Source organism: Veillonella sp. S13054-11 (assembly GCF_002959795.1).
In the GTDB taxonomy this organism is placed as follows: Bacteria; Bacillota; Negativicutes; order Veillonellales; family Veillonellaceae; genus Veillonella; species Veillonella parvula_E.
Window position 1 is genome coordinate 241907 of record NZ_PPCY01000001.1, and the last position, 21321, is coordinate 263227.

General features: G+C 37.5%; 18 protein-coding genes. 2 read left to right on the top strand and 16 right to left on the bottom strand.

Going from position 1 to position 21321, the window contains the following annotated elements; translation table 11 throughout:
* Positions 1 to 18: 18 nt before the first annotated feature.
* Complete coding sequence (gene polA, locus VPHSUH08_RS01190; RefSeq protein ID WP_105086536.1) at positions 19 to 2640, bottom strand: DNA polymerase I; 2622 nt, start codon at positions 2638 to 2640, stop codon at positions 19 to 21.
* 267 nt (positions 2641 to 2907) lie between these two features.
* On the opposite strand from polA, the gene rpsT reads away from it, so the two are divergent.
* The gene (gene rpsT, locus VPHSUH08_RS01195; protein WP_004692998.1) at positions 2908 to 3168 is read left to right on the top strand and encodes a 30S ribosomal protein S20; all 261 of its coding nucleotides are present in this window, start codon (positions 2908 to 2910) and stop codon (positions 3166 to 3168) included.
* 145 nt (positions 3169 to 3313) lie between these two features.
* A complete protein-coding gene (locus tag VPHSUH08_RS01200) occupies positions 3314 to 5518 on the top strand; it encodes an RNA ligase (protein ID WP_008713789.1) in 2205 nt (734 codons plus the stop codon).
* A 295-nt stretch (positions 5519 to 5813) separates the two neighbouring features.
* Here the strand turns inward: VPHSUH08_RS01200 and VPHSUH08_RS01205 are convergent, their stop codons facing one another.
* The 15 genes from VPHSUH08_RS01205 to VPHSUH08_RS01275 form a co-directional block, all read right to left on the bottom strand.
* Complete coding sequence (locus VPHSUH08_RS01205) at positions 5814 to 6986, bottom strand: phosphopentomutase (RefSeq protein WP_105086537.1); 1173 nt, start codon at positions 6984 to 6986, stop codon at positions 5814 to 5816.
* 130 nt (positions 6987 to 7116) lie between these two features.
* Positions 7117 to 7650, bottom strand: coding sequence for an NUDIX hydrolase (locus VPHSUH08_RS01210; RefSeq protein ID WP_004692995.1), 534 nt, complete (start codon positions 7648 to 7650; stop codon positions 7117 to 7119).
* Between the two features lie 8 nt (positions 7651 to 7658).
* Complete coding sequence (locus VPHSUH08_RS01215) at positions 7659 to 9284, bottom strand: class I SAM-dependent methyltransferase (protein ID WP_105086538.1); 1626 nt, start codon at positions 9282 to 9284, stop codon at positions 7659 to 7661.
* Between the two features lie 145 nt (positions 9285 to 9429).
* Positions 9430 to 9879: a dUTP diphosphatase gene (dut, locus tag VPHSUH08_RS01220; protein ID WP_012864244.1), complete on the bottom strand. Its 450-nt coding sequence runs from the start codon at positions 9877 to 9879 to the stop codon at positions 9430 to 9432.
* A gap of 10 nt (positions 9880 to 9889) precedes the next feature.
* The gene (locus VPHSUH08_RS01225) at positions 9890 to 11959 is read right to left on the bottom strand and encodes a polyribonucleotide nucleotidyltransferase (RefSeq protein ID WP_105086539.1); all 2070 of its coding nucleotides are present in this window, start codon (positions 11957 to 11959) and stop codon (positions 9890 to 9892) included.
* Positions 11960 to 12070: 111 nt separating this feature from the next.
* Positions 12071 to 12337 carry a 30S ribosomal protein S15 gene (rpsO, locus tag VPHSUH08_RS01230; RefSeq protein ID WP_004692991.1) on the bottom strand — a complete coding sequence of 89 codons (267 nt, stop codon included), beginning with the start codon at positions 12335 to 12337 and terminating at the stop codon, positions 12071 to 12073.
* A gap of 171 nt (positions 12338 to 12508) precedes the next feature.
* Positions 12509 to 13306 (bottom strand): ABC transporter ATP-binding protein, encoded by a 798-nt coding sequence (locus tag VPHSUH08_RS01235; RefSeq protein WP_105086540.1) that lies wholly within the window; start codon positions 13304 to 13306, stop codon positions 12509 to 12511.
* A gap of 10 nt (positions 13307 to 13316) precedes the next feature.
* Positions 13317 to 14189 carry an ABC transporter permease gene (locus VPHSUH08_RS01240; RefSeq protein ID WP_105086541.1) on the bottom strand — a complete coding sequence of 291 codons (873 nt, stop codon included), beginning with the start codon at positions 14187 to 14189 and terminating at the stop codon, positions 13317 to 13319.
* Between the two features lie 11 nt (positions 14190 to 14200).
* Positions 14201 to 15181 (bottom strand): ABC transporter substrate-binding protein, encoded by a 981-nt coding sequence (locus VPHSUH08_RS01245; protein ID WP_105086542.1) that lies wholly within the window; start codon positions 15179 to 15181, stop codon positions 14201 to 14203.
* A 24-nt stretch (positions 15182 to 15205) separates the two neighbouring features.
* On the bottom strand, positions 15206 to 16183 hold the full coding sequence (locus VPHSUH08_RS01250; RefSeq protein WP_004692987.1) for an ABC transporter substrate-binding protein: 978 nt from the start codon (positions 16181 to 16183) through the stop codon (positions 15206 to 15208).
* Between the two features lie 131 nt (positions 16184 to 16314).
* Positions 16315 to 16692 carry a hypothetical protein gene (locus VPHSUH08_RS01255; protein WP_004692986.1) on the bottom strand — a complete coding sequence of 126 codons (378 nt, stop codon included), beginning with the start codon at positions 16690 to 16692 and terminating at the stop codon, positions 16315 to 16317.
* A 50-nt stretch (positions 16693 to 16742) separates the two neighbouring features.
* On the bottom strand, positions 16743 to 18134 hold the full coding sequence (locus tag VPHSUH08_RS01260) for an aminopeptidase (RefSeq protein WP_105086543.1): 1392 nt from the start codon (positions 18132 to 18134) through the stop codon (positions 16743 to 16745).
* A gap of 71 nt (positions 18135 to 18205) precedes the next feature.
* Positions 18206 to 19189 carry a 3'-5' exonuclease gene (locus VPHSUH08_RS01265; RefSeq protein WP_105086544.1) on the bottom strand — a complete coding sequence of 328 codons (984 nt, stop codon included), beginning with the start codon at positions 19187 to 19189 and terminating at the stop codon, positions 18206 to 18208.
* Positions 19190 to 19193: 4 nt separating this feature from the next.
* The gene (locus VPHSUH08_RS01270; protein WP_105086545.1) at positions 19194 to 20234 is read right to left on the bottom strand and encodes a glycosyltransferase family 9 protein; all 1041 of its coding nucleotides are present in this window, start codon (positions 20232 to 20234) and stop codon (positions 19194 to 19196) included.
* Positions 20234 to 21253 (bottom strand): glycosyltransferase family 9 protein, encoded by a 1020-nt coding sequence (locus tag VPHSUH08_RS01275; protein WP_105086546.1) that lies wholly within the window; start codon positions 21251 to 21253, stop codon positions 20234 to 20236. The genes VPHSUH08_RS01270 and VPHSUH08_RS01275 overlap by 1 nt, the downstream gene beginning before the upstream one ends.
* Between the last annotated feature and the right edge of the window lie 68 nt (positions 21254 to 21321).

Sequence of the window (21321 nt, forward strand, 5' to 3'; positions counted from 1 at the left end):
ATTAATTATAAATACATATTACTTTACTAATGCCCAGTTTTCTGCATGGTGTACGTCTACAATAAGAGGCACTTGTAACTCTACAACAGACTGCATTGTACTACGTAGTAACTCTTCTATAGCTTCTAATTCAGAGTTCACCACTTCAAGTACTAGTTCGTCATGCACTTGTAATAAGAGTCGAGACGTAAAGTTTTGTTCTTCTAACTTTTGCTCTACTTGGTTCATAGCTAACTTAATGATGTCTGCGGCGGTACCTTGAATTGGCGTATTCATTGCGGTCCGCTCAGCAAAGGAACGACGGTTAAAGTTACGACTATTAATATCAGGTAACTCGCGTTGACGACCAAACATAGTGCGAACTTTGCCAGTTTCATGAGCCTCTTGAACCATTCGATCCATATACTCTTTAACCTTAGGATAACGGCTAAAATAAAGATCAATATAGTTTTTAGCCTCACCCCGTGTAATACCAAGGTCACGAGATAAACCAAAGTCAGAAATACCGTAGATAATACCGAAGTTAATGGCCTTCGCATGGGAACGTTCTTCGCTAGTTACGTCATCTTGAGATTTACCAAGCACCTCTGCCGCCGTAAATCGGTGAATATCCTTACCTTCCACAAAGGCTTTAATCAACGCTTCGTCGCCAGACAAATGAGCTAAGATGCGCAACTCAATTTGAGAGTAATCGGCACTCACCAATGTATCATATCCAATACCTGGATAGAATAAAGCGCGAATTTCACGGCCTTTTTCGGTGCGAACCGGAATATTTTGCAAGTTCGGATCAGATGAGCTCAAACGACCTGTAGCCGTAACCATTTGATTAAATGTTGTATGAATACGATGTGTCTTATCATTGATAAGAACTGCCAAACCTTCGCAATAGGTAGATACCAATTTAGCAACAGAACGGTATGCCAAGATTTTTTCAACAATCGGACTTTCATGACGAAGCATATCCAATACTTCCGCATCTGTAGAATAGCCAGTCTTAGTTTTTTTGATGATTGGCAAGTTCAACTTTTCAAACAAGATTACACCCAATTGTTTAGGTGAATTAATATTGAAAGTTTCTCCAGCAAGTTCATAAATCTCTTCTTGTACTTGAGCTAGTTCCTCTTTAAAACGAGCCGTTGTTTCCGCCAACTTCTCTGTATCGATATAGATACCATTTTTCTCCATCACAACTAAGGTATGAATCAAAGGTAACTCAATTGTTTCATATAAAGACCATAACTCTTCACGACGTGCAGATTCACAAGCTACTTCATTCATAGCGAGTAATGCTTTCACCATGGATACGCATTCTACATCTACGCTACCGCTAGCAATACTAGGTACAGAAAAGCGCTCAGTTAGATATAGATATCCATAATTAGTACGTGTAGGATCTAATAAATACGCAATGAGCGACATATCGTGAACACGAGCAGTTTTATCAGCATTAAATAAAGAAATCTCAGCTGGCACATCTGCACCAAAGGCTTCGATAATCTCCTTAGTCTGAGTTGTAACTATAGCTTTAGCACCTTGTAATACAGCTAAAACAGCTTTAGTATCGTCTGTTTTTATAATAGTATCACCATTAGATAGATAAGTATTCGTTACCGTTCTAAATGGAGTCTTACCATCTAATATGACATGCACTGCTACCGTTTTATCTTTATAGAAGTCGGCTGTTAATGATTTAGCATCCGCTAAATCATTTAAAGAAATCTCTTCTTGTGGTGCAAATAAAGAACCTGGATCACCAAGAGCTACTTCCTCACACCCCATTACTTGTGCAATGCGAGGTGTTAATTTAGTAAAACCTAAAGTTTCAAATAACGGTTGTACTTCAGAGGCATGAAAGTTTTGTACAAAATCTTCTACTTTATAAGATAACTCCATGTCTGTTTTTATTGTAGCCAACTCACGAGACAAGAAGGCTAACTCTTTATTCTCTACAAGGCGCTCTTTTAATTTCTTACCAGAAATATCTTCAATATGATCATATACAGATTCAAGATTGCCGTATTCGGTAATTAATTTAAGCGCTGTTTTCTCACCTACGCCTGGTACACCTGGAATATTATCGGAAGAGTCACCCATAAGAGCCTTCATTTCGATAACCTTATCAGGACCATAGCCATAAAGTTCTTCCATATTATCTAGAGTAACCTCTAACATATCAGAAATACCTTTTTTAGTTAAGAACACATGGCTATGTTCTGTTACAAGCTGTAAATTATCGCGGTCTCCTGTAATAATTTGAACAGCCATATCAGGGGCTCCAAACTTCTTGCTTAAAGATCCGAGAATATCATCCCCTTCAAAACCTTCTTCTTCGATGACACAAATGCCTAATGCTTTTAATACATCTTGAATTAAACTAAACTGCGGACGTAAATCCTCAGGTGCATCTGGACGATTTCCTTTATACTCGCTATACATTTCTGTTCGGAATGTTTGACGCCCTTTATCAAAAGCTACGGCAATATAGTCAGGATTAATCTCTTCATACAATTTAATGAGCATTGTTAAGAAACCATATACTGCATTCGTTGGCGTTCCCAGAGCGGATTTCAACGGTGGTAATGCAAAAAATGCACGAAATAACAAACTGCTGCCATCTATAATCATTAATTTTTTCATAAGACACCTCACTTAATTCTATTCTTCATTATAACATAAGGACCCTTTTAACTTTCATAAATAAAAATTAATATATTGTTACACTAGAAAATGAGTAAGTAATTTGATTTTAAAAACCACATATATACTTTTGTTAATAAACAGTAGAAAATGTTTTACAAATCATGTCATTAAGGAAAATATTGGGCTGAAAAGTCCTTGCGTATCAATATTTGGTATGATATAATCATTCAGGTATAAGAAACGATTTTTAAGGAGGTGACTCAATTGCCAAACATTAAATCCAGTATTAGAAGCGTAAAAACGGATGCTGAACGTCGTGCGAAAAATGCCGCTGTAAAATCTCAAATTCGTACAGCAGCTCGTAAAACCGTTGAAGCTGTTCAAGCAGGCGCAGTAGAAGAAGCAAAACAAGCACTTGTTCATGCTACTAGCGTAATTGATAAAGCAGCCTCCAAAGGTGTACTTCATAAAAACACTGCAGCTCGCAAAAAATCTAACCTTGCAGCTAAAGTAAACGCTTTATAATTTTAAAAGCAAGCAAGACAGTCTCTCGGTTATCCGTTGAGACTGTTTTTTTATGCCTTTTTTCTATTTAGTCATAAAAAAATTTTTCGTTTGTTATACAGTTATATTTTATTACGCCCTATGGGCAGATTAGAGGACTATTACTATGAGAACACTATTATTAATGCGTGGTGCTCCTGCTAGTGGTAAGTCTCAGTGGATTCGTGACAACAATCTTGAGGCTTACACCCTTGAAGCCGATCATTTCCGTATGCTTTTACGTAGCCCTTCCCTTGGTGAGAACGGCTGGTATATTTCACAAGAGGATAATGGTCCAACATGGAAGCTCCTACTAGATTGTTTAGAAAAACGAATGAGCAATGGCGACTTTGTTGTCTTAGATGCTACTCACACTACCTCTAAAGCTATTAATGCTTACAAAGAATTGCTTAACAAATATAAATATACTGTATATTACTATGAACCTAATACATCCTTAGAGGATTGCTTGGCCCGTAATGCGGCACGCACCGATTACAAACGTGTGCCAGAGCAAGTTATTCATTATATGTACAAAACGATTAAAACAAGCACATTACCAAACTTTTGCAAAAGAATTAACTCTATTGATGAAATTAACAATTACTTCACGGCTAATCTAACAAATAAATATAATCGAGTACGTATTATCGGTGATATTCACGGTTGCTACACCGCATTACAACAAGCTATTACACCATGGGATGAAAAGACATTATACATCTTCTGCGGTGACTATTTAGAACGCGGTATTGAAAACAAAGAAATGATGTACGAAATGATGCGTCTCAGCACATTACCTAATACAATTATGTTAGAAGGTAATCACGAGCGACATATTGCAAACTTTGCATTCCATACAAATTTAGATCGTTCCAAACGCTTTATGAAAGATGTGGTAGCACCTATCGTAAAAGATATGACGAAAAAAGAAGTAGAATCACTCCAACGAGAACTACGACTCTTTTATAAATCACTTCGTCAATGTTATCCATTCAGCTTCCATGGCAAAAAATATTTAGTTTCCCATGGTGGCCTCTCCTATGTGCCTAATATGACCTTCATAGCCACCTCAACATTTATTAATGGTTTTGGAGCTTACGAAACAAATATCGCTAATATTTACGATACTAATTACGAACAAGGCATGTGTCAGGACTTCATTCAAATTCACGGTCATCGTGGTGTTCCAGATGGAAAGTACTCCTTCTGTTTGGAAGGAGAAGTAGAATTTGGTGGAGAACTAAAATACATCGATATCACTGCAAATACTTTCACAAAAAATGGAATAAAAAACGATGTATATGATAAAGATTATATGCGCCATGAATTCCAAAATATGACACAACACATCATCTTCACACAAAATGAAGATATTAATATTATTGGCAATTCAAAATTAGTAAAAGTAAAACAGTGTTTCCCTAACCTATATTCCTTGAACTTTACCTCTCGTGTATTCCATAAGCGATTATGGAATGAAAGTACAGTACACGCTCGTGGATTATTTGTGGATCGAATTACAGGAGATGTGAAATTACGTAGTTATAATAAATTCTTTAATCTTGGTGAGCGCCCAGAAACAGAGTTAGATAATCTAGCTAATACTCTTTCTTTCCCAGTTGAAATTAGAACTAAAGAAAATGGTTACCTTGCTATTCTTGGCGTTATCAACGAAGAATTAGTATTTGCCTCTAAATCTACAACAGAGGGTATACATGTGGATTTATTTAAAAAACTATTCCATAGATTACCTGAAAATCTACAAGCAAAAATCAAAGATTTATTAGCACGTAATAACTGCTCCATGATATTTGAAGTCATCAGTCAAGAGGATACTCATATCATTAAATACGACCAAGACCATCTCTATGTGCTTGATATGATTCAAAATACTCTAGACGTAAATGGTAAGCATATAGATGTCCCATTCTCTAGAGAAAAATTAGCTGAACTATATACAATTTTACAAAAATATGACACTGACTTGATTTCCATTGTTAAAACAGTTCAACAAATTTCTACCATGGATGAGCTCCAAGACATTATAAATGAGGAACTAAATTCATGCCATGAATCTGAAGGCTTTGTATTAGTCGATAGCAATGGTTTTATGACTAAATTCAAAGGGCCTTATTATAATATGTGGAAACACAGACGAAATCGCATTCTAGAACCGTATCAAAAATTTGGTAAAATTCCATATGAAAACTGTAAAAATGAAGATGACACTAAATTTGCAAACTTCCTTGGTTCATTAGATTATGATGTAGTATGTAAATCTACCATACTTGATATTAAAGATATGATGGAAAGTCAAGGCTTGTTATAGTTAAATAAACTCATCCTGTTTTAAGGATAAAAGCAAAAGGGACTATAACCAAATAGTCCCTTACTACTAAAAACAGCTATTAGTTGATTATATATAATCAACTAATAGCTATTTTTTCTGTATTTTTTTAAGGAAAAATGGCCCAAAGTACACATTCCATTGGTATATGATTTAGTAGGTATGAAAAAGAACAAAATAAATGAATTTAATTATAACAAATTATCCATACAATTTTTTGATAACAGTATTATAAGATTATATTCAATTATATATAAGAAATAGTTTCTATACAAAGCTACACTTTCAAAGAATTAAGAAATGAAGAACCAATCCCCCATTGTTTCAATCCAAAGTTTTGTAATACTGTTTCGCCTATATCCGCAAAACTATGTCTATCACCCAAAGCTACGGAATGACTCATATTTGGACTATAAGCTAGCAAAGGCACCATTTCTCTCGTATGGTCTGTACCTTTCCAAGTCGGATCATTCCCATGATCTGCAGTGATGAGAAGTAAATCATCATCTTTAAGCAAGTCCAACAAACCGCCTAATTGGTAATCAAAGTCTTCAATAGCACGCTTATACCCTTCTACATTGCGCCGATGACCGTACAGACTATCAAATTCAACAAGGTTGACCATCATGAACCCCCGTGTAAAGCTTTGGCCCAACAGATAAGGAACTACGTTCATACCATGCGCGTTAGACTTTGTCGGATATGATGCATCCCAGCCAACATGAGCATAAATATCGCCGATTTTGCCCACTGCCACTGTTGGAATGTTTGCGTCTTGTAACTCTTGTTGCACCATTTTCTTTTCAGGCATACGACTGTAATCATGACGATTTGAGGTGCGTACAAAATGACCTGGTGTACCAACAAAAGGTCGAGCTATAATACGCCCCACATAATAATCACCGACACATACTTTATCGCGTGTAATTTGACACATGCGATACAAATCTTCTAAGGGAATGATATCCTCATGCGCTGCAATTTGAAAAACCGAATCCGCCGATGTATATACGATTGGCTTACCAGTTCTTATATGTTCTTCTCCGAGGCGTTCAATAATTTCCGTTCCAGAGGCTACCTCATTACCAAGAAATCCATAACCCGTTTCTTTTATGAAAGCATCCATCAGTTCCTTCGGAAATCCATCATAAAATGTCGGAAATGGCACCGTTACAGGATGCCCCATCATCTCCCAATGACCACTTGTCGTATCTTTGCCAGTACTCGTTTCAGCCATACGACCATAAGCGCCAATAACAGGCTCATCAAACGCTGATATATCAGCAATATTAGCTAAACCTAGAGATTTTAAATTTGGACAGCGAATAGGTCCTGCTACCGCTTCGATATGTCCTAATGTATTCGAACCTTCATCGCCAAATTTAATCGCATCGGCTGCATGCCCTACACCGACACTATCCATTACTAGTAGAATAATTCGATTATACATATGTACTCCTAAATCTATATGAGATTAGTTACTCATATAATGTAAAAATACTTTATAACATATTACAGTTAAAATCATCAATATGAATTAATAAAATACATATTATATTGAGAGATAATATTTCTAAAAATTACTTAAGATATGGCATAGCAAGCATGAGGGCCGCCAAAGATTTGCTATCCTTAATAGCCTCATTCTTGATAGCTTCCAATAGTTCTGTCAATGTGTAGTATTCTAGCTCCACATATTCATCAGGATCCCAATTGGTTTCCCCCATGGTAAGGTCCTTCGCAAGATATAAATGTAATACTTCATTGCAGAAACCAGGACTCGTAGCAATTGTACCTAACGAAATCCATTGAGCTGCACGATAGCCGGTTTCCTCAGCAAGCTCCCGTTTAGCACAAACAATCGGTTCTTCATTTGGATCTAATTTTCCTGCTGGTACCTCCAGTAGCGTCTGTTGCAAAGCATATCTAAATTGACGTTCCATAACAATCTTATTATCCTCTGTTACTGCCACAATCGCTGTAGCACCCGGATGATGCACAACCTCACGCCATGCATCCTTTCCGTTCACATCGGCTATATCATAGGTAACTTGAATCAACTTACCGTTAAATTTCATTTCACTGGATTTCTGAATTTCCTTACTAATTGCCATATATACCTCTAATCTTTTATTTTATGTAAAAACCCGAGCATCCTTATACGTTGTAAAATTTCCTCTAAGTACACTTTATTAGGAACAATAAAATCAATATTATCCCGCGTATGACGCTGAACTGTAATATTGTCATCCATAATAGCAAGAATCTTTTCTTTTGTTGTAGGCTCCACCATTTGCTTTATTACAAAGAGAAATCCATTATCTATATCTTGTTGTACTTTATTGTACATGTCGCCTATACCAATATAGGAGCTGCCTTCTTTTTCTACTATAGTAGAAATAAAATCTATAAAACGTTGAGGTATATACACCTTATTATCTTCGAAAGCAACTCTTTCATATGGTTCGGCATACATATCGAGATTATCTACAATAATCAAATATAGTAAACGAGAATAAACTCTGTCCATTTCGATAGTATAACCAGGCAACTTTCTATGTATATGATCAACTATATCCTGAACAGTAAATATATCCCCTCGATCCATAACCTCTTTAATAGCAATATGGATACTATCCGTCATATTAGAAGGAATACCAGTATTGACAACGCTGCAATAATATAATTTTGATAATACATCTATACTAACTCGTTCATTACGAACAATCTTTTTACTATGTTTATTTTTCGTTAACAGGGACATTCTAAACTGCGTATCATAAATGTAATCATAATATTGCTCTTTTGCAATATAATCATCATTTGCCAATTGAACTATATTATCGTGAATATCCTCCGGTAACCAACTTATGAAAGATCGTGAAAGAAATACATCCCCTATATAGGCACAACCTTGGTCATTGGCACGTTTTATAAATTCATGTACATATACAGGATCATTAAAAGGCTCTAAATATTCATGAGCCACATAATAATCGTTAGAGCTCAACACATTTTGGATGTTATCAATTTTATAACTCGCTTTTTGACTTATCCGATTATCTAATCCCATTGTATCCGCTACGAGCTTCAATATATTCTTCGTATATAAAGTCCGCTCCATCAACGGTAGCTCTAACTCTTTTTGCTCTGCATATTGCATGATTTCTCGATACTGCTCTAATCGTTTCCATCCAGGATACGTATTATACGATACATAAGCTACACCATTGTCGGATAAATTCTTATTACAGATAGATAGAATTTTATCTTTTACCACATCTGGAACCCAGGACCAAATACCATGTACAATAATATAGTCAAAAATACCGAACGATTCATCAATATCCAGAATATCCTTCTCAATCAAATGTATATTGGTAAGTCCCATCGACGCAATCAGTTCATTTCCCATCTTAATCTGGGAAGACGATAAATCGATGCCCGTAAAAGATGCTTCAGGATAATATAAAGCTTGGGAAATAATATTTCCACCAAACGAACATCCGAGCTCAAGGACACGAGCCTTTTTTAAAGATACAGGATTTAATCCAAATAACAAAGCTCGCGCTGCTAATGTGTTCAATGAGGTCGCCCCAAAAGGTTGAGAAATATATACTACATCTTCATAACTCTTTTTAAGAACCTTATTCTCATCCAATACGTGCATGGTATTTTGTGTAGTCTCAATGTCATTCCCCGTAACTGATGTACCTACGTTCTTATTTTGTTTAGACTCCTGTTTCATAAAGCCTCCCGAATTTTCTACTAACTATAATAATTATTATATAGTATTATGTAAAAGAATTACAGCTAAAGTGATTATTTGACACACAAAAACCGCCCAACAAAGTTGAGCGGTTTTTACTATTTTATACAAAACCATATATTATTTACATAGTCCCGGTGCTTCCAATGCCACCAGTTCTTACACCTGTAGCATCATCATCGTTTGTAATAAGGTATTTAGAGAATATACCTTGAGCAACGCGTTCCCCTTTATCAAGGGTAACTATTTCTTTGCCAAAGTTTAGAAGGGCAATCATAATATGACCTTCATTGTCCTCATTATTGTAGTAATCACTATCGATAATACCTGTGCTATTCACAAGTGCCAGATGACGTTTAATAGCCATACTAGAACGAATGTGAATGGCAAGATATTCATCGTATGCCATAAAAGCTTTAATACCCGTTGGCACCAAAACCACTTGACCAGGTTCTAAAGTAACAGCTTCAGCACATTCAATATCATAACCTGCGCTTTCAGTTGTTTTACGTGTTGGTAAGTTGATATCTTGTTCTTCAAAAGCAGAAACTACTTCAAAGCCACGAATATCCATGTAACACCTCTTATTTTAAACAATCTTTACGGGACAAGTTTACACGGCCTTGTTTATCGATTTCGATAACTTTTACCATGATTTCATCCCCTACATTTACTACGTCTTCTACATTTTCAATGCGTTCTTTCGCAAGTTTGGAAATATGTACAAGACCTTCCTTACCTGGTAATACTTCTACAAATGCGCCAAAAGCCATTAGACGAGTTACTTTACCAAGATATACTTCACCTACTTCAACCTCTTTAGTAAGGTTTGTAATAATTTCTTGAGCTTTCGCAGCCCCTTCTTGTTCTACAGAAGCGATAAATACTGTACCATCATCTTCGATGTCAATTTTAGCGCCTGTTTCTTCGATGATACTGCGGATTACTTTACCGCCAGAACCGATTACGTCACGAATCTTATCAGGATCAATTTTCATTGTAATAATACGTGGAGCGTATTGGGACATTTGTTGACGTGGTTCAGCAATTGTATCAAGCATGATGCCCATGATATGCATACGACCTTTGTGAGCTTGTTCTAATGCTTCTTGAAGGATTTCACGGGATAATCCAGAAATCTTGATATCCATTTGAATTGCTGTTACGCCTTTAGCTGTACCAGCAACTTTAAAGTCCATATCTCCGAGAGCATCTTCCATGCCTTGAATATCTGTTAAAATTGTATAGTGTTCCCCTTGAGTTACAAGACCCATAGCGATACCAGCTACAGGCGCTTTAATAGGTACACCAGCATCCATCAAAGATAATGTAGAACCACATACGGAAGCCATGGAGCTAGAACCATTAGATTCCAATACTTCAGATACTAAACGCAAAGCATATGGGAAATCCTCTTCACTTGGAATCACAGGTACCAACGCGCGTTCAGCCAACGCACCATGACCAATTTCACGACGCCCAGGGCCACGGGAAGAACGAGTTTCCCCTACGGAGAAAGATGGGAAATTATAATGATGGATATAACGTTTTTCAGTTTCAACACCAAGGCCATCGATGGTTTGTTTTTCGGATAAAGGCGCTACTGTTGTGACATTCAACACTTGAGTTTGACCACGTGTAAACAAGCCAGAGCCATGTGTACGTGGTAATACACCTGTACGGCAAGAGATTGGACGAACTTCATCAAGTTGACGGCCATCTGGACGGATTTTTTCAACAGTAATCATATGACGCACGATTTCTTTTGTCATTGCATCAAATGCTTTATTTACATCAGCCAAGTTATCTGGGTAGATCTCTTCAAAGTGAGCTAATACATCTGCACGTACTTCATTTTCTTGTGCATCACGTTGTTGTTTATCTGCACAACGAACTGCAGCATCAAGTTTATCATGACCATAGGCACGAACTGCATCACTGATTTCAACAGGAACATCTTTACATTCAAATACGCGTTTTTCCTTACCTACTTTTGCAGTCATATTTTCTTGGAATGCTACGATTTTTTTGATTTCTTCGTGAGCTGCCATGATAACTTCAAGAATGATATCTTCCGGTACTTCTTCAGCGCCACCTTCAACCATGAGGATAGCATCTTTAGTACCAGCCACAACGATATTAAGATCTGTTTCTTCTAATTGTGCTTTCGTTGGATTTACAACAAATTCACCATTGATACGTCCCATACGAACGCCTGCAATAGGACCATTCCAAGGAACATCAGAAATAGACAATGCCGCAGAAGCACCAATCATACCACAAATGGCTGGATCACAATCTTGGTCCACAGACATAACTGTTGCTACTACGTGTACTTCGTTACGTACACCTTTATTAAATAATGGACGAATAGGACGGTCAATCAAACGGCTATTCAAAATCGCAGACTCAGGTGGGCGTGCTTCACGTTTAATGAAGCCCCCTGGTAAACGACCAACCGCATACATTTTTTCTTCATAGTCTACTGTAAGTGGGAAGAAGTCAATATCCTTCGCCTCTTTAGAGCCTGTAGCAGTAACGAGTACACGAGTATCGCCATAACCAACCATTACGGCACCGCCAGCTTGTTTTGCAAGTTCCCCAGTTTCAATCGTAAGCGTACGACCAACTAGGTCCATTTGGAATTGTTCCATTCCTATTCCTCCTAAAAATCTTCTTATATGTATACCTTCTAATTATATATCAATTAAAGCTAAATAGCCAATTCAAAATAAAAAAGCCGTCCTTTAGGACGGCTAATTTTATTATTTACGAAGACCAAGGCGTTCAATAAGAGAACGATAACGTTCGATATCTTTACGACGAAGGTAGTCAAGCATGTTACGGCGTTGACCAACCAATTTCAACAAACCACGACGGGAATGATGGTCTTTTTTGTGCTCTTTCAAGTGCTCAGTTAAGTATTGAATGCGACTTGTTAAAATCGCAACTTGTACTTCTGGAGAACCAGTGTCACCTTCATGAGTAGCGTATTCTTTAATTACTGCTAATTTAGCTTCTGTAGTTAACATTAATGTTACCTCCTAAAAAATTATAATCCCGATAAGCTTAAGTAACCGTTGGAGAATCGAATACTTCGCTTACGATATGTCTTACGACCTAATTTAGTATACAGTATCTGCCCTATCTTGTAAAGCAAAAATACAGTAATTGAACAAAAGATAGATTAGAACTTTCTTCTATTATTTAGCACCTAGCACCATGCGGTCGCTCAGTGCATTTTCACCAGCTACCTCGAACTTTTGAAGTAAGTCCGCAACAGTTAATTGTTTCTTTTCTTCCCCTTTTACATCATAGATGATTCGACCAGCGTCCATCATGATGAGGCGATTACCAAATCGCAATGCATCACGCATATTATGGGTAATCATAAGAGTTGTTAGATTATGTTCTGCAACGAGTTTATCTGTTAGTTGCAATACATTTTCTGCAGTTTTAGGGTCAAGTGCCGCCGTATGCTCATCCAACAATAAGAGTTCTGGACGAAGCATGGTAGCCATTAACAATGTAATAGATTGGCGTTGACCACCAGATAGTAGGCCCATACGAGCAGATAAACGTTCTTCAAGGCCTAAACCTAATAATGCAAGGCGTTCCTTAAAGAATGCTTGTTCGCTATCTTTGAAAGCCCATTTAAGACCTAAGCTTTTACCACGGCGCATAGCAAGAATCAAGTTTTCTTCAATTTGCATATTACCAGCAGTACCAACCATAGGATCTTGGAATACACGACCAATGTATTTAGCACGTTTGTATTCTGGCATTTTTGTCACATCAATCTCATTAATTGTAATGGATCCTTCATCTACTGGAAATACACCGGCGATGGAGTTTAGCAAAGTACTTTTACCAGCACCATTACCACCAATTACAGTACAAAAATCACCCTCTTCTAGACGAAGGTTGATGCCTTGTAATGCAGTCTTTTCATTAATTGTGCCCTTAAAGAAGGTTTTTACCATATTTTTTACTTCTAACATAGTGTCCTCCTTAACGAGCCAACCATTTTGCTTTCAATGTAGGTAGGGAAAGCGCGATGGCAACAAGAATTGCAGTGAATAATTTCAAATCATTTGGTGGCATACCCATGTAGAGAACGGCAGCAATAACGATACGATATACTATAGAACCAAGTACTACAGCGATGAGACTACGTACGAAGGATTTCGTACCAAATACTACTTCACCAATGATTACAGAAGCCAAACCAATAACGATGGTACCAATACCCATGCCTACATCAGCAAAGCCTTGGAATTGACCGATAAGAGCTCCAGACATACCAACAAAGCCATTGGAAATCAAAAGGCCAAGAACAATCATATTATCAGTATTTACGCCTTGAGCGCGAATCATTTGAGGGTTAACACCTGTAGCACGTAAGGCTGTACCAATTTCGGTACCGAAGAACCAAAATAAGAGCAAACATACAACTACAGCAACGATAATACCTACGATGGCAGCAGACCACATATTCGGCGTGTTGAAAAATCCACCAAGAATCGTATAAATTGTATCCATTCGAAGCAAAGATACATTAGCTTTGCCCATGATGTGAAGGTTTACAGAGTACAATGCAATCATTGTCAAAATACCGGCCAATAATGCAGGAATTTTCAATTTTGTATGAATCCAGCCTGTTACAGCACCTGCTATCATACCACCCACACCGGCAAGTAAAATGGAAAGGATTGGATTCATACCACTTGTAATTAAAATAGCAGAAATGGCCGCCCCCATTGGGAACGTACCTTCCACAGTTAAGTCAGCCACATCTAATACACGGAAGGTTATGAATACGCCGACCGCTAACAAAGACCATAAAAGGCCTGTGGTTATGGTGCCTACCACTAAATCTAACATCAAATTCTCCTCTATTGTTTCATATCTTTACGAAGAGCTTCAGGAATCGTAATGCCTAATTTTTTAGCACGTTCTTCGTTAACAGTTAACTTAATCTCTTTTTGTGTCTCAATAGCTAAGTCTGCAATTTTTGCTTCTCCTGCAAGAACTTTAGCAGCCATTAAACCTGTTTGATAACCCAATTGATAATAATCAACAGAATACGTTGCTACACCACCAGTCATTGTCATACCTTCATCGGCAGCAAATACTGGAATTTTAGCAGCATCTGTAATTTGTGCTAAGTTAGCCATAGCGGATGCCAATACATTATCTGTTGGCGTATAAATAGCTTGTACATCTTGATTTACAAGATTGGTAGCCGCTTGTTGAATATCATTTACATTGGAAACAGTTGCTTCTACAACAGTAATACCTTTTGTAGCAGCATAGGTTTTCATTTTTTCAACTTGCAATTGGGAGTTGATTTCAGAGGATGTATAAATGGCACCAATGCGCTTTACATTCGGTACTAATGCTATGATAAGATCAACCTCTTTTTCAACAGGTGTCATATCGGATGTACCAGATACATTACCACCAGGGTGTTCGTTAGATTGAACGAGTTTAGCTGTCACGTAGTCTGTAATAGCTGTACCCATGATTGGCATGTCATGAGAAGCATTTGCCATCGTCTGAGCCGCAGGCGTTGCAATAGCTAATACTAAATCTTTTTTATCAGACACGAAACGTTGTGCAATACTATTTAGATTAGATTGATCGGCCTGTGCATTTTGTTGGTCAATTTTAATGTTTTGACCATCCTTATATCCTTTAGCTGCTAAACCATCTACGAAACCTTTATTAGCAGCATCAAGAGATGGATGTTCTACTAATTGAATAACACCAATTTTCTTTTGGTCATTAGTTGCAGTATTGGAACCACAACCGCCTACCATTGCCATAACAGCAATGGCACTAAGTGCCACTGCAATACTTTTTTTCCAGTTCATGTATAACTCCTTACCAGTTATGTATTAAATCATAGTCGCCTTGTTCATCAAATCCTCTGGTAAGGTGATGCCCAATTTTTCTAATTTATCTTTTCCCACAACTAATTTAAATTCTTTCTGCATTTCGATAGGCATATCTTCAACTTTAGCTTCACCAGTTAAAATTTTAGCTGCCATTAAGCCGGTTTGGTACCCGAGTTTGTAGTAATCTACAGACAAGGACATAACTGCCCCACCTTTTACGTGGTTATCTTCACCGCCAAACACAGGAATTTTTGCTGGATCGGTAATAGCTACAAGATTGCTCATCGCTGAAGCTACCACATTATCTGTTGGCACATAAACTGCATCCACACGTTGAGATACTAGATTTTGTGCCGCTTGTTGAATATCGTTTACATTGGAAACTGTAACTTCTTCAACTTTAATGCCTTTTGTAGCTGCATAAGCTTTCATCTTCTCCACTTGAATTTGAGAGTTTACCTCGCTAGAGCTATAAATAGTGCCAATTGTTTTCGCATTCGGCATTACTTGTAAAATCAAATCTACTTGTTGCTCTACTGGATTCATGTCGGATGTACCAGACACATTACCACCAGGCTTTTGATTAGATTTAACAAGTTTAGCTGCCTCGTAATCAGTAATAGCTGTACCTAAGATTGGAATATCATGAGTTGCATTCGCCATGGATTGAGCCGCTGGCGTAGCAATTGCTAAAATCAAGTTTTTCCGATCGGATACGAAACGTTGTGCAATACTATTCAAATTAGATTGATCTGCTTGTGCATTTTGTTGATCAAAAGTAATCTTTTCTGCTAGACCTTTTTCTTTTAGCGCATCAACAAAACCTTTATTTGCCGCATCTAATGCAGGATGTTCTACCAGTTGTACAACACCAACTTTGTATTCACCATTCGATGTAGTTCCATTTGAGCCACAGCCTGTAAACGCCAACAATGCTGTCGCTGTGAGCGCCAAAGCAATACCTTTTTTCAAGTTCATGGGGATTTCCTTCCTATCTGCAAAGATTATAATACTTTTATTATAAACAAATTTATCTACTACATCAATGTAGCAGGTTAAAGTATTTTACATTTGTCCATTTATAGAACACATTAAGATACGAAATCCTTTTACTTTTCAAGAGACGCTAACATGTCTTCTGTTAAATCATTAGCTGCTAAAATATAGTCCTTAAGAGTCCCTTTATCGAGAGCTACCTTCATAACAGGCACTTCAAATGGGTCCAAGATGACGCACATTAGAATTTCACCCGTTACATAGTAACCAACCACTGCTTCCCCTTCTTCAGGATCTAAGGTTTCACGTTTTACAGTAACACAGTATGGTCTCATAACCTGCGCTGCTGCTTTTGCTACCTCTTCACGATTAGCAATATATTCTTCAACCTTCGTTTCAGGGATGTCAAAGATATCTACCTTTACAGTCTTGACCTCTGTAGCCTCTCCTTTCGCAGACTCTATAGCTGCGCCTAATTCTGTTTGCTTCATATACACCTCACATAGAATGGACTTTCACCATTGGTGAAAGCCCCATTATCTTAGATTGATTCATCAGCTGCATTTAAGAACGCCACATAACATTGTTTAGCCTCGTAAATATCAGCCTTAGATGTAACCTCCCAAGGAGCATGCATGCTAAGTACGGCTACACCACAGTCGATGACATTCATACCATAAAGAGCCATGATGTACGCGATGGTGCCACCACCACCTAAATCAACCTTACCGAGCTCTGCTGTTTGGTATGTTACATTGTTAGATTCCATGACACGACGAATAAAGCCCATATACTCAGCATTAGCATCATTAGAACCAGCTTTACCACGAGAGCCTGTAAATTTATTAAATACTACACCCATACCAAGGTAAGAAGCATTTTTCTTTTCATACGCCGATGTATAAAGCGGATCGTAGCCTGCACTTACATCGGAGGACAACATACGAGATTTCTCTAACGTACGACGTACACTTACAGAATTAGGTTTACCCATAAGTGTTAAAATTTCAGCCACTGCATTTTCAAAGAAACGTGATTGCATGCCTGTAGCACCTACAGAACCAATTTCCTCTTTATCTACAAGTAAGCAACAAGTAGTACGCTTTACATTATCCACCTCAAGCATTGCTACCAAGGATGTGTAAGCGCACACGCGGTCATCTTGGCCATACGCCATTATCATGGAACGATCAAAGCCCATATCACGTGCTTTACCAGCTGGTACAATTTCTAATTCTGCAGACAGTAAGTCGCGTTCTATAAACCCATACTCTTTTTCAAGCAGGTTATTAATAAATTTAGTAACCCCTTCTTTTTCTTCGTCTTTAACTGGACGACTACCGATTAGTAAATCAAGAGCTTCCCCTTCAATTACCTTAGCTGCATTCTTTTGCATTTGTTCTTGACCCAAATGAGGTAACAAGTCAGTAATGCAGAATACAGGATCGTTTTCCTTATCACCAATATTAATGTTGATATGTGTACCATCTGTTTTTACCACAACGCCATGAATAGCAAGAGGCATAGCTACCCAATGATATTTTTTAATACCTCCATAGTAATGAGTATCCCAAAATACTAAATTACTATCCTCATATTGTGGATTTTGCTTTACATCGATGCGTGGAGAATCAATATGAGCACCTAAAATATTCATACCCAATTCAATATCATCAGTACCAATATTAAATAAAGCAATAGATTTATCCATATGTGTGTAATAAATCTTATCACCAGCTTTGATTGACGTATTGCTTTTAATAATGTCATTTAGATTTACGTAGCCCTTTGCTTCTGCAAATTCTACAGCTTGTACAACGCATTCACGTTCTGTTTTACCATTATCTAAAAATTGACGATATGTATCACTTAAAGCATATACTTTTTCCACAGTGGCATCATCATAATTATGCCATGCATATTTACGTTCCATAATCTATCCTTTCTAAAAGTTCATATCCTAATATATAGTACAGTTCAGAAAATGAACTTGAATTTACATAACTATTTTTGGCGGACTTTTTCTTGTTCCGCCTTATGATACTCTAAATATTTTCGCTCTTTTTCGCGATTGATTTCAGACTTCTGAGTATATAGAGAACGAATTTCGTCTGTACAATGGGTTAATACCTTAGTAACATAAAATTTACCACTGCCTGACTTAATCGTATACTTTCCAACTTTAAGTTGCACCGCAAAATCGCCATGTTTAGGACATACTCCAATGGCTAAGTGCTTATCCCCTTGTAATCGTTCAGGTCTTGTCATTTCTAAACGGGTTTGACAGTACGGACAGAAGGACATACGTACTCTTCTATCATGAACAATACGTTTTTTCTCAGAAAAATTTTCATACATAAAAAATGTGAGAATTGGAGGATATAGGAAAGGATTACTACTTTCCTTGCGAATTAGATCATAATGCAAAATTCCTTGTGCGATATCTAAAGCCTGACAAATGTGAGCCGTAAAGACAGCATCATGCAAAGCATTGTGAGCAGATAAGTGCTCCGTCGATATATTGAGATCCTCCATAGCATGAGCCACAGAATACTGCTGACTTGTTCCATAACGTTGATAAGAATAAATCATTTGCGCATCGACCCATTGGTCATAAGATAATGCTTTCATCTTATGGAGCATAAGGTTCTCTCGTAGGATGAGAATATCGTCTGCCCCCCAAGAAAGCAGCATATATTCATCACCGCACCATTTTTGAAAGTATTGCATAGCCGTCTTGAATGGCACACCATGATTGAGCTCATGAGTGGTTATACCCGTCAATTCGCGTACATGTTTATGCATACGTGGCAGATATTGAGGTTTGATGAACATCGTAAAATGATCTATAATGTCCATCTTTTCATTCAGTTTTACCGCTCCGATTTGAATGATTTCCCCTGTCAACGGCATTTTTGTGCGCTTCATAAAGCTAATGTCATTACTATAGGGTTGATTCCATTCTAAATCAAATACAATATAGTTCATATGTTTATTTCGATTCTAAAAGCAACGTTTCCGCAGCTTTAATAACCTGTTCTTCAGAAATTACAGATAATCCTTTATAATTTCCTTCTTTAATAATTTTTTTCATGCTTTTACCAATCTCATAAGAATCCATCGTTTCTAAAACGATAGCATGAGCTTGATAAGGTCCATAAAAGAATGGATTTGATGGACCATACAGTGCCACAATTGGCACACCTTGACTGATTCCTACATGCATTGGTCCAGAATCATTAGTAATTAACAGATTACAACGGCTCATAGCCGCTGCCAAAGGGCCTAACTGGAATTTTCCGGTAGCCACAATAGGCTTTGTTTCCATTTGTTCTACTACGGGCTGCACCATTTCAAGGTCCATAGGTCCGCCAAAGAAAACCGTCTTATAACCTAAATGACCAAAGTAATCTGCTACATGAGCAAATCGTTCAGCTGGCCAACGTTTCTCAGGAACGGCGCTACCGATATTAAAACCAATGAGTATATCAGTATCAGTTAATCCATGTGTAGCGTAAAACTCTTGAGCCTGACGACGCCATTCTTCACAGGTTTCAATATGTAAACCAGAGTTAGAAGTATCTGTTACACCTAATTGCTCTAGGACATTAATGTACATGTCCGCAGCATGACGAGTTTTACGATCTAACCGCGTATACTTTGTCATGAATGGTCTAAATAGAAAATGGCTCATACCAGTTGTGATAGGTGCATGAATTTTCCATGCTAAATATGAAGTACGCTCATTAGGATGTAAATTAATGACAATGTCAGGTTTTCCCTTAGCATTGATTTCATGAGCAACTTCATTGAGACCTGAAATGCTATTATGGCGACCTTTTTTATCTACAACGATAAGTTCATCAATATTTGGATTATATTCCATGACTTGTTGTAATTTTTCATCTATTACATACGTAATATGACTATGAGGAGCCGCTTTACGAAGCACTTCTAAAAATGGAGTCGTTAATATGACATCCCCTAAATGCATTAAAAAGGTTACCACAATGCGCTTACAATCTAGTTCCATTATAGTTCCTTTCCAAGTACTTGTTCATACACTGACCATACTGCGTCTACAGGAATTTGTGCCATACAGTCTGGATCATCTACTAGTGGTTGCTCAGGTGTAGCCTTAGAAGTAGGTGAAATAATGAGATGTACATGACTGCCACCATAAGGACCTGTACGCTTAGGAGATGTTGTGCCAAACATGGCAATCAAAGGACGCTTCAAGGCATTTGCAATATGCAATGGTCCTGTATCGGCACTAATAAAGATTTGACAGTGACGTATCAATTCAATGAGTTCAGGCATTGTTGTAGATCCAACTAAATTGATGAGATTATCATTCTTTACGTAGTTCTCAATAAAAATACCCTTCTCTGCGTCATCAGGGGCACCGGCAATAACAACCTTCTTACCAGATTCACATAAACGAATACATAATTCTCCAAAATTAAGAAGTGGCCACTCCTTAACAATCCATCGTGCCCCTGGTACAACTACAATATATTCATCATCTACACCATGGCGTTTCAACTTTTGTTTTATGGATTTCTCAGCCTCAACGTAGGCTGGCATAGGAAATTCAATCTCCTCTACCTCGCCACCAAGTGCACGTACAGTATCAAGATACCGTTCGATAACATGGTCGTATTTATGCTCACCTACTAAGGCTTTATTAACTAGATTACTTCCTTCGCGAAGCTCCCAGTAGCCATACTTTTCAGGTGAACCAGATAATAAAGATACAATGGCGCTTTTAGCAATACATTGAAGGTCCAGGGTCATATCAAAATGACGACTATGCAAATCTTTACGCAATTGATATAAATAAGCAGGCTTTTTGAGTCGTTTTTTATCGATAATAATCACGTCATCGACCCAAGGTGTACCAGGTAAGAGGCTAGCGAATTGCTCATGAATAGCCCATGTAATACGCGCATTAGGCCAATTCTTGCGCATAGCGTACAAGGTAGGCAATGCGTGAATTACATCACCTAAGGAACTCATCTTGATGATGAGTATATTCTTGTAATCTTTCATAAAGCCTCCCCAAATACAACACAACAAACCCAAATATATTCTTCCGAAATAAACTAAATGGAATAAAT